The following is a 14,457-nucleotide window of genomic DNA, read 5'->3' on the forward strand; positions in this document are numbered from 1 at the left end:
AGAGCTATTCCGTCTCAGGGCGCGGGGCGCGCATTTTCGGCAGGGCGTTGGCCGCCAGGTCGTGAATATCCGAGAACGCGAACTCATGCACCGACCAGTCGTCGAGCCAGAAGCCAATCCGGTTCGGATCGCCATGGCTGTTGCTGGGCGCGGCAAGGTTGGCCAAGCCTTCGGCTATCCAGGACTGCGTCCTCTGCAATTCGACCGCTTCATCAACGATTGACGCAACGCCGTCGAACCATGCATCGTCAGGTGCCGGTGTAGCCCCAATCCCGATGATCGCGAACGGATAGCGGCGTCCCACGCGGTCCTCGCTCATGCGCCATGCGCCGGCACAGGGCCGGTCGCCGAAAATGCCGCTCTTGACGATGAAGCGCCAAACACGCGAATCCAATTCCCCCTCGTCTGGCCTCTCGCGCAACTCCATCGACATCCAGCGGTCCCAGCGGTCGATGAAGGTCCGCGGCAGGTTTACGGCAACGAAATCTCCGGTCGCCGGAATCTTGCCGAAGAAGCCGATGTTCAGATCTGCGGCGGACATGAGAATTTCTTGAACATCTGGAGGTTGTAGGGATTTTCCACGCTCGCCGCCTTGAGCTTGAAGTCGGCGTACATGCCTTTCGTCCCCAGCCGCAGGCTGTAGACGTCGGACAGCGAGGTGCCGGTAAAGCGGCCGCCGCGCAGCATCCTCAGCCACGCCCAGCTACCCGTCTCGTTGAGCATGATTTCGGGCGAGCCGTCGATCGGCTGGAAGGCGAGCGAGATGACGCCGGTGCCGTCCTTGCCGGGCCAGGTCATCGGTTGCGGCCGCGTCGCATTGTTGAAATAGACCAGGTTCTGGCCGTCGAGATTGAGCGTGACACGGGTGACGTTGGGCGACAGGTCTGTCGGCTCCAGCGTAAAGGCCATCACCGGGCCCTGGCCGCCAGGGAAGAGATCGTCGCGAATGCGCCGCGCCTGCTCGAAGGCGGCAAGCGCCGACGGATCGAGTCCGAAATCGGCGCGCCATTTCCATGGCTGCGCCGATGTATCGACATAGCCGAGCAGATGGTCGTTGATGAAGCCGTCGATCATGCCCGCCGGTCCGAACAGGCGGGCGAAGTCGCGCACATTGACGTCGACGGCGCTGTCTGGGCTGAACGGATAGCGGTCGTTGAGCGCGGCCTGGCAGAAGGGCAGGATATCGGCGCGCCAGATGGCGTTGAGCTCGGAGGCCACGGCCTTCTGCGTCAACCCGCTGGTGTCGCCGGCAATGCCGCTCAGCCAGGTGTTGACCGGGTCGGGCAGGATCTGTGCCTGGCGGGCGACGGCGCCGGTCAGTTCGGCCAGCCCGCCCTGTTTCTTGATCGCGTCCTGCGGGTCGGGATTGGCGGTCACCGTTTGCAGCACATTGGACAGCGCCGTCAGCGCAACGACCGCGGCATCGAGCGCCGGCGGCTGGCCGTCGACCTCGGCAATCGTGCTCTTGAGCGGCTTGAAGTGTTCGGCCACCAGCGTGCCGGTCAGGTCGACTTCGCTGGCCGATCCTGCGCGCGGCAGCAGCTTGGCGCCAGTCTTGACGATCTTGCCCAGTTTGCCGAGTTTGCCCAGCAGTTTCGAGCCGCCCTTCGCCGCCGCCTTGTCGTCGGTCGGCGCCTCGTCCGAGCGGGTGAGGTCGACCTCCTGGACCACCGCCGTCAGCAGCCGCTTCAGCGCGGAATCGGCGCTGGAAAGGTCTTTCAGATTCTCGCTGGCAATGTTGAGGTCGCTGAGCGGCGCCAGCCGCATGTCGCGCAAAAAACTGTCCCACTGCGCGATGTAATCGTCATAGTAGAGCTTCAGGATATCTTCCGATAGCGCCGACACCGAGGTCTCGGAATTTTCCGAGCAACCGCCGGCAAACACCGCGCGGTCGAGTGCCGCCTGGGCGGCCACATCCTCGACCCGGTCGAGGATCGCGTCGTGGAAGCCGTCATAGGTGAAGGCGCCTGATATGCCGACGCGCAGCGTCTTGTCGGAGCGTCGCGAAAACACCTTGGCGCCGTTCGGCCCGGCGAAATTGGCGGGGATCCATTCCTTCAATCCGGCCACCGCCGGATCGGCCAGCAATTGCTTGTAGGCCCGCGCCGGCAGCGAGATCGTGCAGACCGTTTTCAGCGCTTCGGCGACCAGCGCCTGGTCGGGCGCGATGTAGCTGTCGTCAACCGCCATGCGCCGGATCGCGGCCAACTGGTGTTCTTCCGCATCGGCGGTCGGGAAGGGCGCGGCCGGCGCGAATTCGGGCAGGTCGTTCACCCACCAATTCTCGACGAAGTCGGAGTCCATCTGAGACAGGCCGGTCATCATGCGGTAGGTCTTGAGTGCGCCCAGCATGAAGTCCGGATCGCGGATCTGCCGCCACATGGTCGCTTCGAGCAGCGCCACCATCCGCGGCTCCAGCACGTTGCGCAGAGCGTGGTCATAGGTGTCGGTCTGCGCCCGCATCATCTCGGCCGAAGCCGATGGTCCGAGCAGGTCCTGTGCCTTGTTCGGAGGCGCAGTCCTGGCATTGACGACTTCGTCCATGGCGGTCAGGGCAACGTCCATCGCCGGCTGCAGCACCGAGGCGGGCGTCGCCGCGGTCGACGTCAGCGGCGCCTGCAGCGCTTCGAACTGGCCGGCTTGCGCGGCGATGGCGTTGCGATTGTCGTAGTAGGACCAGGTGAACAGGCCGCCGGCGAGTATGGCCGCAGCCGCGCTGGCAGCGGCGGCACCGCGCCAGATCCAGCTGCGGCGGCGCTGCGCCAGCGGATCGAAGGTGCCGAGCCCGGCCTCCTTGAAGATCACCTCGGTCAAAAGGTTCTTGAGGAAGAAGCTGCGCTTCTCGAAGCGCTGCGCCGGCATCGTGCGTCGTGCCGGCAGGCCGAAGGAGGAGGCGAGCGCCGCGGTCAGCCGGTCGATCGGCGCGCCTTCCTGGGTGGCCGAGGTCAGATAGAGGCCGCGCAGCCAGGCCGCCTCCTCGTAGCGGCTCTCGCCGAACATCGCCTCGACCAGCACCTGGATCGGCTCGGACAGGCTTTGCAGCTGTGCGGGAAAGCGGAAGATCTCGGCCCGTTCGGCCAGCTTGTCCTCGTCTTCCAGCCGCGGCACCAACCGCTTTTCCAGCTCCCTCGACAGCGTCGTGATTTCGCCCGCGATCGTCTTGGCGTCGACGCGTGCATCGAGCGGGAAGGTCGTCCCCCATACCTGTTCGCGCGCCGCCGTCGACAGGCCGCTGAAGAAGGCCTCGAAGCCTCTGATCAGATCGGCCTTGGTCAGCATGAGATAGACCGGCAGGCGGATTTCCAGCCGCTCTTCGAGCTCGGCCAGGCGCCTGCGGATCTTGCGGCCATGCGCCTTGACGGCTTCGTCGCCCTCGGACAGCGCGTCGATCCCAAGCGCAACGATGACGCCGTTGAGCGCACGACGGCCACGATGCTTCTTCAACAGATCGAGGAAGCCCAGCCATTCCACGGCGTCGACATCGGGCTGGCTTTCCTGCTGGACATAGCGGCCAGCGGTGTCGATCATCACTGCGTTTTCGGAGAAGAACCAGTCGCAGTTACGGGTACCGCCGATGCCCTGCAGATCGTCGGTCAGGTCGATCGGAAGGTTGAGGCCGGACTGGCGCAAGGCCGTCGTCTTGCCGGTCGCCGGCGGGCCGACGATCACATACCACGGCATCTCGCGCAGGAACTTGCGGCCGCCGAGCTTGCGGCGCTTCAACTCGACCATGACGTCCTGGAACTTGGAGCCGACCGCGGCGACGTTTTCCTCGCCCGGACTGAGCCGCTTTTCCTCGACCGGGGCGGAAATCTCGGCGACGAACATGCGGTTGGCGCGGATTGCCCGGCGCTGCGCGACGATCAGCCAGATCAGCCAGAAGATCACCAAAAGAGCGATGATGACGATGCGCACCGTCTCCGACGCCATCGGCACATAGTCGCCGACCCGTACGATCGGGCCGAACACCCAGATGATCAGCGACAGCAGCGCCAGGCCGATCAGCGTCCACAGGAAACGCGAAGTCAGGACCGCCCAGAGGAAGCGCAGGATGAACATGTCACAGCCTCTTTTCGACCAGCACTTCGACGCGGCGGTTCAAGGCCCGGCCTTCGCGTGTGCCGTCGTCGGCCACCGGATCGGTGGCGGCCCGGCCTTCGGAGCGCACGCGCTCCTTCGGCACGCCGTTCTGAATCAGAATATCGGCAATTTCCGCGGCGCGGGCTTCCGACAGCCGCTGGTTGGTCGACAGTGGGTTGGTCTTTTGCAAGGGAACGCCGTCGGTGTGGCCGACCACCGTGATATCGCCGATCAGCTCCTGGTTCTCGAGGATCACCTTGGCGACCGAGGCGATGAGCGGATCGAAGCCGTCTGTCAGCTGCGCGCGCGACGACTGGAAGAGTTCGGGATTGGAGGCCTGGATGACCAGCCGCGCCAGCGACACGCTCTCCGTGCCGCTCAGCGCCCTCTTGAGCTCATCCGGCGCCGCCGCCTGGAATTCCGGCAGCAGCGCGAAATCCACGGCCACCGGCGGCGGCGCGTCGACCTTCGGCGAAGCGCGGGTGACATCCGTACGCGTCGGCGGCGGCAAGGCGCGAACCAGCGCCGAAAGCTCGACCGCCTGGCTGCTCAGGCTCATCGACAGGCCGATATGGATGGCTGTCGCCATCACCGCCGCTGCCGCAACCATCACCCAGATCGGCACGATGAAGCGTTGCGGTTCGTCGGAGGCGATCACGCCCTTCCAGTTGGGCGACAGCGGTGCGCCTTCGGCGTCGCTGTCGCGCAGGAAACGCGCGGCCGCCACACGCACGGCATTGAGCGAACGGTCGCCGGAGCGGCCAGGTACGCGATATTTGCCGCGGAAGCCGAGTGCCATGCAGTGATATTGCAACTCCAGCATTTCGCGGTCGCGGTTGGGATGGCGCTCAAGCTCTTCGAGACGGGCGAAGAACTGCGCGCCGGCATCGACGTCGCCGCGCAGCATCACCACCAGCGGCTGGCGCGGCCATGCGCTGGCGCCGCCCCACGGCGTATTCAGCGCCAGATCATCGAGCAACGCAGCCACCAGCCACGCCGCCTGGTCGGCTCGTTCGAGCGACGACCCTTGCGCCATCGTGGCGTCGCGGCAGCGCACGAGTTCTTCCAGCAGCCTGGTGCGAAGGGCTTCCGGGTTCTCCGGCGGCTGCGCGTTTTCCAGTTCGGGTGCAAATTCCAGCAGCGGCGAGAACGCATTGACGAGCACGTTCGGATGCGCGCGCGCGGAGCGCTTCGCGGTGACGCCCGACGCCGGCAGTGGCATGGCGCGCGGCGTCGGCGCTCCGCTCAGCCGAATGCGCGTCCGCTCCCGATCCTCGGACAGTCCGAATGGATCGTCCCTGCTCATCATCTCACCTGTTGACCGAGTAGCAGTCGACCTGCGGTTCGCTGGGCAGCACGCCCGAAACGCCGATCACAAACCCGGGCGCTTCGAGCAGCGAGGCCCAGTGCTCGCTTTTCTGGTCCAGTTCGAGGCACAGCCGGTCGCCGTCATAGGGAATTTCGCGCGGCTGCGAATGCAGGGGCTTCAGCGGAATGCCGGGCAGGCGTGATTTCCACAGCCCTTCGAATTCGCTGGCCGAGCCGACGGTCGCCTGGTTGACGAAAATCTTGCGCAAGGCATCCTCCGAGAGTTCGGAGCCGATCCGCACCACGATGCGGCTCGCCACCAGAAGTTTCGGGTTGTCGATGCGGATCTTCCACACATTGGTGGCATGGCGCATGACCGGCAGGGCGCGCGATTTCGGCTCGATGTAGCGCAGGCTGAGGATCAGCGAACGCAGCGCATCGGCCAGCGCCGAATAGGCGGGTCCGGGCGCCATGTGGTCGTAGACAGGCAGTTCGCCGAGCCGCCTTGCGCTCGAGCCATAGGTCGCCATCGAGCCGGCTAAGCCAGCCAGCTCCATATAGACCTCGGCTGGATGGAAGACATCCTGCACAAGCATGTGCGCCAGCCGCGGCCGCGCGGCGTTGACCAAATTGAGGATCAGAAGATCCTCGACGCTGCGCCCGGGGCCGCCCAGCACCATCTTGCCATGCGCCTCGGCGATCTGGTCGAGGCCGGTGACCACTTCCTGCAGCAGCCGGCTGTACCAGGACGCCGCGCCGATGACCAAGGTCGGCGGCAGGAAGGTGTCGTCCAGGGCCACGCCGCCATCGGCGCGCACGCCCTTGAGTTCGGCCACCGGCAGCGCGGTGTAGCCGCCGACGGCGGTGCCCGGCGCCAGCAACAGCGCCTGCGGCCGTGCGATCTCGATTTCCTCTGGATCGGAGCCGCCATGCACGGCGTCGCGCACCGACACGATCCGGCCGCGATAGCGCGCGCCGGACGGCTCGGCGTGAGCGGGGTCGAAGCCGACGCCGCCTGGCGGTTCGAGCGGCAGCGCTATCAGCACCGGTCCAGCGCCCATCTCCGGCGTCACCGCCAGCGGCCGCGGCGCATCCATCGTCTCGGGGATCGCGAACGGCGTCCCGTCTGGAAAGATGCCGCGTGCCGAGAGCACCGAGATCTGGCCGGCATCGAGCTGTGCCTGATCGAGCATCAGCGTTCGAAAGCCGAACGTATGCAGATGCCCGGCCTGCAAGGCGCCGCGCACCGTCGCTTCGAAGAAGCGGTCCTGTTGCTGGAAATGCTGGGTGCGGAGGAACAGTCCCTCCGACCACAGCACCCTGTTTGCATCGCTCATGCCGGCACTCTCTGCTTCCTGCTCATCATGTTGCGCGGCTTGCGGACTTTTGCCGCCAATGCATGTCGCTCAAAAGTGGTCACGGTTTTGAGAGAACGACATGCATAAAAATAAAGATCTAAAGCGCGTCGCCTGAATCCGTTCAAACGCGACGCGCTTTAGGCGGAAATCCCGCCGCTGCCGAGCTTCACATTGACCGTGAACTTCGATCCCGGCGAAACCGATTTGGTCGTGCGCCAGTTGCGTCCGCCGGGTTCCCTGATCAGCGCGACGAAGCCGAGTGCTGCCACTTCTGGCTCGACCGTGATGGTCTTCGATGCGGTCTTGCCGGGTCCGACGGAAACCGTGTCGGAGCCGATGAGATCGCCGCCAAGTGCCGCGCCGGCACCGCCCTGCAGGGCAAAATAATCGGCCGAATTGAAGGCGCCGGTGCTCTTCAGCCGTAAGACCATTACCGTTACCGGCCTGTCCCCGCCGCCCGGTCCCGGGTTCATGCCGGCCCCACCGGCCAAATTGACCGTTATGACGGAGGGTTTAGGCGGGCCGCTCTGACAAGCCGTCAGCAGTCCCGTCGCCCCGATGGCAAGGATAAATTGGCGTCTGTCGATCATGTCTCAGTCCTCCTCATATGCATCACGAAAATCAGCGCCGATCTCGCCCAGAAAACGCGTCTCGGCGCTGTGAGCGATTTCACGGTGGCGTTTCTGGTACAATTCCCAGAGCTTGGCGCCGCGCCCGCCGGTCAGCAGATTGCCGATCGCCGAACTCGACTTCAGTTCCTGCTCGATCGCCGCCGGATCGAAGCGGTCGATCATGCGCTTGAGCGCGCCCTGCACGCCGCGCCAGGCGCGAACGTGATGCTGCGCCAGATCGCGCACCGCGTCCTTGATCGCCGCCTCGGCGCCGAGGAAACCGGGGCTGCGCTCGGCCAGGATGGTTACCAGCGCATCGTCGACCGAGGGCAGGAATTTGAGCGGGTTGACTTCGGATGCGCCAACCACCGTTTGAGCGACGCGAGCGTTGCCCTTCTCTTCGGCGCGCTTGCGCAAAAGCTGCATCAGCCCTTCCATCATCAGCCGGTACTCGCGGCCGAATTTCTCCATGTCGGCAACCGGATCGCGGCCGGGAAAGCCGGGCTCGTCCACACCCATGCCGCGCAGGAAAGCGGCGCGCAATTCCGCGTCCGACGGTCCGGCTGACGGCCGCGCCGCGGATTGGCGGACAGGAGCGCGTGGTGGCGGTGGAGACGGGGGAGGCGGTGGCTGCGGTGGCGATGGCTCGACCGCGCGGACTGGCAGATCCCAGGGCGCTGCAGAGGGGGCAGGCGAGGGCGCATCGGTTGCACCGCCATCCGTCACGCCGGCGTCGAGGCTGGTGGACCCGGCAGGGCCGAAACCAAACCCGTCATCGTAGGCCGGCAGCTTCTCAGGATTGGATCTGCTCGGCTCTCTCGACCGCGGCGCGGAGTCGAGGCCGAAGGGATCGTCGAACGATGGCTTGGCGCCGTTTCTGTCAGTGGGCTCGGCCACCGGCGTTGCCACAGGGTCGAGGCTGAACGGATCGTCGAACGCCTGCGAGCTGCGTTCATCGGACCGCGCACGCGCGAACGCCCCGGGCACCGGCTTTTCGAATGGATCGGGCAGGTTGGCAGGGCGTGGCCGTCCCGGCTCTTCTTCCGTGGTGGACGAAAAGAAATCGTCGCCGCCGAGGCTGACCGGCGCCCGCGACGCCGCCGGCTTACTGGCAGGCGCTGAAGGCCTGGAGGCCGGCGCCTCGGTCTTCGCCGTCTGCAAATCGACCCACACCACATAGTCGCCCAGTCGCAGTCGCATGCCGCTTTGCAGGCGCGCGGTATTTCCCGCGCCGAGCGGGCTGGCGGCATCGTCGATGAACAACCCGCTGCTGGAGGTATCGGTGACGAAATAGCCGCCCTGCTTGCTGGTGATCTTGCAGTGGGCGCGCGAGACGAACATGTCGGGATCGTTGATCTGCCAGTCGGCGTCGGCGCTGCGGCCGATTACCAGCTCGCCCTCGTCCAGCCGCGCCTGCCGCGTGACTTGCGCGCGTGGTCCCTGTTCGAGAATCAGAAGCAGGCTCATGCCGCCACCTCTTCCCGCCAGCCGACGATGGTCCGCAACCGCATGTCGTCGGCGTCCCCCTTTTCGACCGGTCGCGCCAGCCAGGTGGTGCGGGCAAGCTGGACGGTGCCGAGCTTCGCCGGCGGCACTGCCTTTGCCGCAAGCACGATCCTGAGATCGACATCGATGGTCTCGCCGATCAGGTCGCGCACCGCCTGCTTCAACAACTTCAGCCGCTCGCCGCCGGGCAGGAACGCCTTGTAGTCAATATAGCTGAGCGCACCGATGCGCAGTTCGATTCGGCTTTGCCGGCTGAAGCTGCGCGGGCCGATGGTGGCGCTGCGGCCGAGTGTGGCATAGCTGCCGGCCAGCCGGCTCTGCAGCGCCTTGGGAATGGTCATCCAGGCGCCGACGAATTCCTTCAGCACCACCGGAACCTTGAAGGCTTCGGCAATGAACAGCGTCAGCCGTTCGGGACCCTCGACCTGGCTGGCGAGCGAGGCGGCCTGGCGAAGCTTTACCGCATCGAGTACGGCGTCCTGCGTGCCCGGCAGCCCAATGCCGGCCATGGCTTCCAGCATCGAACGGACTCGGCCGCCGACACCGCGTTCGACCTGCACGGCCGGATGCGCATCCGCCCAGGCGCGATAATAAAGCGCGATCATCCGGTGCTGCAGGATGTTGACGAAATCGACGAAGGTCGTGTCGCTCGTCTGCCGCGCCTCGGCGCCCGCATACCAGCGCTGCGAAAGCCGATCGAGCACCCAGCGCGTCAGATGCAGTGGCATCGGCCCTTCGGGTCCGAGCAGGCCGAGATTGTTGACCGTGACGCGTGCCGGCGACTTGTCCGTCGGCTCGCGGAAATCCACCACGTCCTGCACTGCGAAGGACAGCCGCACATTCTGGCCGAGCCTTGCCGGCTCGCGGTCCGGCCGGCCGGAATGGCCGAACAGGCCGCCTTGCCGTTCGAGCCGGCGCAGCAGTTCGAAAAAGTCGAAACTCTCGGACAGGGTTGCGGCTCGCTCTAGATCAGGTAGCGATTGCCGGGCGTCATCGGCCATGGCACATCCTCCTGTTTCTGGAGCAACCGCGTGCGCGTGCGCACGAACCCGTTAATGCCGGCATGGCGGGCAAACAGCCGCGACAGCAGGCCCGACAGCAGCAGAGTGCTCTGTCCCGCCAGCACCGACTGGTCGACATGCAGCGTCACTTCCGTGCCGCGGCCGAAGCACATCGGCCCTTCGATCGCCAGCCTTTCGATCACCGCGCGCGAGTCGATGCGCACGATCGAGCGCACATTGCGGGCGAGCCCGGGGTCGCCGCGCTCGGCATAGAGATCGAGCAGCGCGTGCAGCGGATCGACGCCGCGGCCTCCCTTGGCCAGGCTGAGGAAGTTGAGCGCCAGCTGTGACACCAGTCGCCAGGCCAGGTCGTCGGCGCGCGACTCGCCGTCGGCGCCGGTCGGCAGCGCTGCCGGGATCGCCGGCTGCGGCGAACGCAATGCGCCGAGCAGCCGGACCGTCTCCACAGGGTCGCCGGCTTCCAGCGTCAGGGTCGGCGTGTCGTCGAGGATGGCCAGGTCGCGATTGGTGCAAAGCGCCATGATGTCGACGCGCTTCAGCGGCCGGTTAGCCTGACTGTGGACCGGGCGCGAAACCGCCAGGAAGACGTCGTCGCCGGCATAGGAGGTCCGCGTCACGCCCTGGCGCCGCTCGTCCTCGGTCGGCCGGCGCGGCCGCCGCTCCGTCGAATAGACCCAGCCGCTGCCGCGATTTTGCCCAAGGCTGAAGAGTTCCGGTATCTCCGCGTCGGGTCCCTCGGCATCGGCGTCTTCGACGCGGATGACGCGGTAGATTTCAAAGTCGCGCGCCCGCGTGCGGTCGGCATGCAGCACCTGGCGCGTCTTGCGCTGGTCGAGCTCGACGATGTTGCACTCGCGCTCGAAGAGATTGATGATCGGGGTGGCGAAGAGATCGAAATCCGCCGGCGTCAGATCGGCGAGTTCGGGCACCGGACGCCGGAACAGGAAGATGATTTCGAGCCCGGCCTGGCATTTGCGCACGACCGGCAGCAAGCCGGTGACGCGCCCATAATGGAAGCGCTCGGGCATCATGAAATATTCGCGCAGCAGGCGGTAGCCTTCGAAGGTCGGCCGCGTGCGCGGCATCAGCGCCTCGGCATCGGCAATGCCGACCATCTCCGGCGGCGGTAGCGGCGACAATGGATTGGTCTTGCCTTCCGGTCGAGCGCCGACACCAGAGCAGACTCCGAAGATGGCGTCGAAGATCAGCGGCGCCTTGGTGCGGTTGGCGAAATAGAAGTCGAGCCGGTCGAGCGCCAGTTCGTCGAGCTTGCCTTTGCCGGTCCGCGCCAGCGTGATGCGAAGTGCCGCTTCGCCGGCCTTGCCGGCGATCGGGCCGATGCCGGCGGCGGCAAGCGCGCTGCGGTCCTGGAAATAGCCGACCGAACTGATCGCGATCGGAAACAGCGTCATGTCCTGCGCGGTGGTGAAGGTGCAGCGTGTCGACAGGCCGGCCTGCAGGCTGGAGACCAGCCGCGTGCCGCGCTTGACGACGTGGCCGGCAAGCATTGTCTGCACCTGCTGGCCGGGCTTCAGCACCACCATGGCGGTTGCCGGCGCCGGCGTGACGAGATCGGGATAAAGCACGTCGAGGATGCTGCGCGAAAACCGCGAGCGCTCGGCATCCACCTTCAGGCGCGTGCGCGCGGCGAGGAAGGCGACGCCGTCGAGCAGCCGCTCGACATAGGGGTCGGGACACGGCACCGTATCCAGCGACAAATTGCGGGCAACCGCCGGATGCATGTCGGCGAACTCCGCCGCCAGCCCGCGTATGTGGGACAGTTCCTCCTCGTAATATTCTACGAAGACCCGGTCCATCTCTCAGGCTTCCCTGAACTCGGTGCGCGCCAGTCCGTTGTCGAGATTGATCGTCGTGCGCAGGCGCATGCGCTCGGGCGTCGGCGTCATGATCAGCACGGCGTCGATCTCGATCTTCAGGCCGGTCTTGTCGCCGAGGTTGACCGTGACTTTCGTCGCGCTCTCCTTCAGCCGCGGCTCGAATGCGGCGAGCACGGCGCGGATCTCGCGTGCCAGAACATCGCGATCGAAGTCGCGCGACGACCGGCCGGAGAAGGACGGCACGCCATAATTGACAACGCTGCGGCGCACCTCCGGAAAGTCGGCCAGCGATGTCGGACTGTCGGTCATCTGCTCGGCCTCGAGATCGGATAGCAGCGGCGCGGATTCGAAACGCTCGGTGTTGAACAGCGCCTCGATGTCGCGCCGCACGGCCTCGCGCAGCACATCGGGCGACACCACGATGCCTCGGCTTTCAAGCTCGCCACGGTGCCGGTTCTGAAACGCCAGCCGGTGCAGCCGGCGCTTCTGATCGGGGTTCAATGCGTCATCGGCGTCGATGCGCCTCGGTCCGTCTGCCAGCAGCTCGTCCAGGCGCTCTGCGCCAAGCTCCTCCTGCAGAGCCTGCCTGAGCCCGTCTATCTCCGAGCTCAGGCCCGGCAGGTCGTTGACGAGGCGGTCCCACAGCGAAGGCTGTACCGCCTCGCGCTTGGCCCGTGAACCGCCCGCCTGTACCTTGTCGGCGGCAGGGCGCTTTGCTCGCCCGTCACTTGCCGACATAGACATCCATTTCGGCTTCGTCATTGTCGTCATAGACGAACTTGATCTTCTTGTAGGCGAAGGAGACTTCCTCCTGGATCAGGTCGGCTTCATCATCGGCCTGCGACATGTCGTATTCCATGATCGAGGCGTCGGTCAGGGTAACGACCAGATAGTCCTTGCTCTCGCCGTCGATGGTCCGCCGCGCGGAGAATTTGACCTCGTCCAGCGCCTTGTTTTCGAACAGGGCCTTGGCCAGATAGGGTGAGGCCTTGTCATAGTGCTTGGTGAACTTGATCATGCCCATCGACACGCGGCCTCGGCGCGAGAGGGAATTGGGGTCGTAGGGCGCGACCATCTTGTAATCGACGCCATGGATTTCGATCTCGTCGTCATGGCCGTCGCGTGTGCTGGGCCCCTTGATATCCGGAACTTTCAGAAAACCGTCGATCTTCATTGTGGGCATTTTCGTTCTCCACCGCTTTCAAACAAAGGTTTGGTTGCTGCAATCAGGTCTTCACGGACGGCAATTCCGACACCAGCCTAAGCGAGGCGTTGATGCCCTCCAGCTGGTAGTGCGGGCGCAGATAGAAGCGGGCGTTGTAGTAGCCCGGCCGGCCCTCCACGCTGTCGACCTGCACCTCGGCGGCGGCAAGCGGACGCTTGGCGCGCGCCTTGTCGTCGGCGAAGGCCGGGTTGGCCAGCACGTACCGGTTGATCCATTCGGTCAACCAGATCTGCATGTCGGTGCGTTCCTTGAACGAGCCGACCTTGTCGCGCGCAATCGCCTTGAGGTAGTGGGCGAAGCGCGAGACCGGGAACAGATAGGGCAGGTTGGCGGAGAGCCGCTCGTTGGACTGGGCGTCGGGGTCGACCAGGCGGCCCGCCCGCGTCTCGTCATCCTGCAGCGAATGGGCGCCGATAAAGGCCGCGAGATCGGTGTTCTTGCGGTGCAGGATCGGCATCAGCCCGAGCTTGGCCAGTTCCGCCTCGCGCCGGTCGTCGATGGCGACTTCCGTCGGGCATTTCATCGCGATCGAGCCGTCATCGGTCGGGAAGGAGTGCACCGGCAGGTTAAGCACAGTGCCGCCATTCTCGACGCCGCGGATCTGCGTGCCCCAGCCATAGAGCTTGTGGCTGCGGTTGATGTTGACGCCCATCGGGAAGGCGGCGTTCATCCAGACATATTTGTTGTGATCGCCCTGCACTTCCTCCTCGAAGGAGAAGCCCTTGACCGGCACGGTCTCCGAGCCGTAGGGCAGCCGCGCCAGCACGCGCGGCATGGTCAGCCCGATATAGCGCGCATCCTCGCTCTCGCGCAGCGATTGCCACGAGGCGTAGGCCGGGTTGGAGACGATCTGCTGCAGGTCCTGCGGGTTGGGCAGTTCCTGCCAGCTGTCCATGCGGAACAGCCGTGGCGAGGCGGCGGCGATGAATGGCGTGTGCGCCGAGGCGCAGATGCCGGAGATGTTGCGCAACAGGCCGACGTCGCGCGGGTGGTTGGAGAACTCGTAGGCGCCGATGACGCAGCCGATCGGTTCGCCGCCGAGCATCGAATACTCGTCGGTGTAGACCTTCTTGAAGATCGGGCTCTGGTCCCACATCTGGCCTTCATAGTCTTCGAGCGTATCGGCCAGCTGCTCCTTGGAAATGTTCATCACCCGGATCTTCAGCTTCTGATCCGTCTCGGTGTTGTTGATGAGGTACCAGAGGCCGCGCCAGGTGCCTTCCATCTGCCGCACTTCCGGCGCGTGCAGGATTTCGTTGACCTGGGTCGTCAGCATCTTGTCGATGCCGGCGATCAACGACTTGATCGACTTGATCGAGTTGGACGAAATCGTCGTCGTCTCGGAGCGCGACTGCGCCGCCAGAGCCAGGTTGCGAACCAGCTGCTGCAGCTTCTCGCTGTCGTCCTTCTTGACCTTGAAGTCCTTCTCCAAGAGCTGGCTGAATTCGCCGAGATCGACGGCCTCGGCCTCGGCGACGGATGCTGCGGTCTTTTGCTGTTCGGCCATGA

General features: G+C 65.4%; 11 protein-coding genes. All 11 read right to left on the reverse strand.

Annotation, left to right across the window (positions count from 1 at the left end; all coding sequences use genetic code 11):
• Positions 1–4 precede the first annotated feature (4 nt).
• A complete protein-coding gene (tagF, locus tag ACYG9Z_RS20325; RefSeq protein ID WP_023682618.1) occupies positions 5–541 on the reverse strand; it encodes a type VI secretion system-associated protein TagF in 537 nt (178 codons plus the stop codon).
• The gene (gene tssM, locus ACYG9Z_RS20330; RefSeq protein WP_023751845.1) at positions 523–4,059 is read right to left on the reverse strand and encodes a type VI secretion system membrane subunit TssM; all 3,537 of its coding nucleotides are present in this window, start codon (positions 4,057–4,059) and stop codon (positions 523–525) included. Before tssM ends, tagF begins: the two co-directional genes overlap by 19 nt.
• A 1-nt stretch (position 4,060) precedes the next feature.
• Positions 4,061–5,386, reverse strand: a complete 1,326-nt coding sequence (gene icmH / locus ACYG9Z_RS20335) for a type IVB secretion system protein IcmH/DotU (protein WP_023714857.1) — start codon at positions 5,384–5,386, stop codon at positions 4,061–4,063.
• Positions 5,387–5,390: 4 nt separating this feature from the next.
• On the reverse strand, positions 5,391–6,725 hold the full coding sequence (tssK, locus tag ACYG9Z_RS20340) for a type VI secretion system baseplate subunit TssK (RefSeq protein WP_023751846.1): 1,335 nt from the start codon (positions 6,723–6,725) through the stop codon (positions 5,391–5,393).
• Positions 6,726–6,883: 158 nt separating this feature from the next.
• Positions 6,884–7,336: a type VI secretion system lipoprotein TssJ gene (gene tssJ, locus ACYG9Z_RS20345; RefSeq protein ID WP_023751847.1), complete on the reverse strand. Its 453-nt coding sequence runs from the start codon at positions 7,334–7,336 to the stop codon at positions 6,884–6,886.
• Between the two features lie 3 nt (positions 7,337–7,339).
• Positions 7,340–8,824 carry a type VI secretion system-associated FHA domain protein TagH gene (tagH, locus tag ACYG9Z_RS20350; protein ID WP_023751848.1) on the reverse strand — a complete coding sequence of 495 codons (1,485 nt, stop codon included), beginning with the start codon at positions 8,822–8,824 and terminating at the stop codon, positions 7,340–7,342.
• Positions 8,821–9,864: a type VI secretion system baseplate subunit TssG gene (gene tssG / locus ACYG9Z_RS20355; protein ID WP_023687032.1), complete on the reverse strand. Its 1,044-nt coding sequence runs from the start codon at positions 9,862–9,864 to the stop codon at positions 8,821–8,823. Before tssG ends, tagH begins: the two co-directional genes overlap by 4 nt.
• Entirely contained in the window at positions 9,828–11,702 is a 1,875-nt protein-coding gene (gene tssF, locus ACYG9Z_RS20360; protein ID WP_460222841.1) for a type VI secretion system baseplate subunit TssF, read from the reverse strand. The genes tssG and tssF overlap by 37 nt, the downstream gene beginning before the upstream one ends.
• Before the next feature lie 3 nt (positions 11,703–11,705).
• On the reverse strand, positions 11,706–12,461 hold the full coding sequence (tssE, locus tag ACYG9Z_RS20365; protein ID WP_023687033.1) for a type VI secretion system baseplate subunit TssE: 756 nt from the start codon (positions 12,459–12,461) through the stop codon (positions 11,706–11,708).
• Complete coding sequence (locus ACYG9Z_RS20370) at positions 12,448–12,897, reverse strand: Hcp family type VI secretion system effector (RefSeq protein WP_023673716.1); 450 nt, start codon at positions 12,895–12,897, stop codon at positions 12,448–12,450. The genes tssE and ACYG9Z_RS20370 overlap by 14 nt, the downstream gene beginning before the upstream one ends.
• Positions 12,898–12,949: 52 nt before the next feature.
• Positions 12,950–14,455, reverse strand: a complete 1,506-nt coding sequence (gene tssC, locus ACYG9Z_RS20375) for a type VI secretion system contractile sheath large subunit (RefSeq protein WP_023682611.1) — start codon at positions 14,453–14,455, stop codon at positions 12,950–12,952.
• Positions 14,456–14,457 lie beyond the last annotated feature (2 nt).

The sequence above is a fragment of the Mesorhizobium sp. RSR380A genome (genome assembly GCF_054719385.1).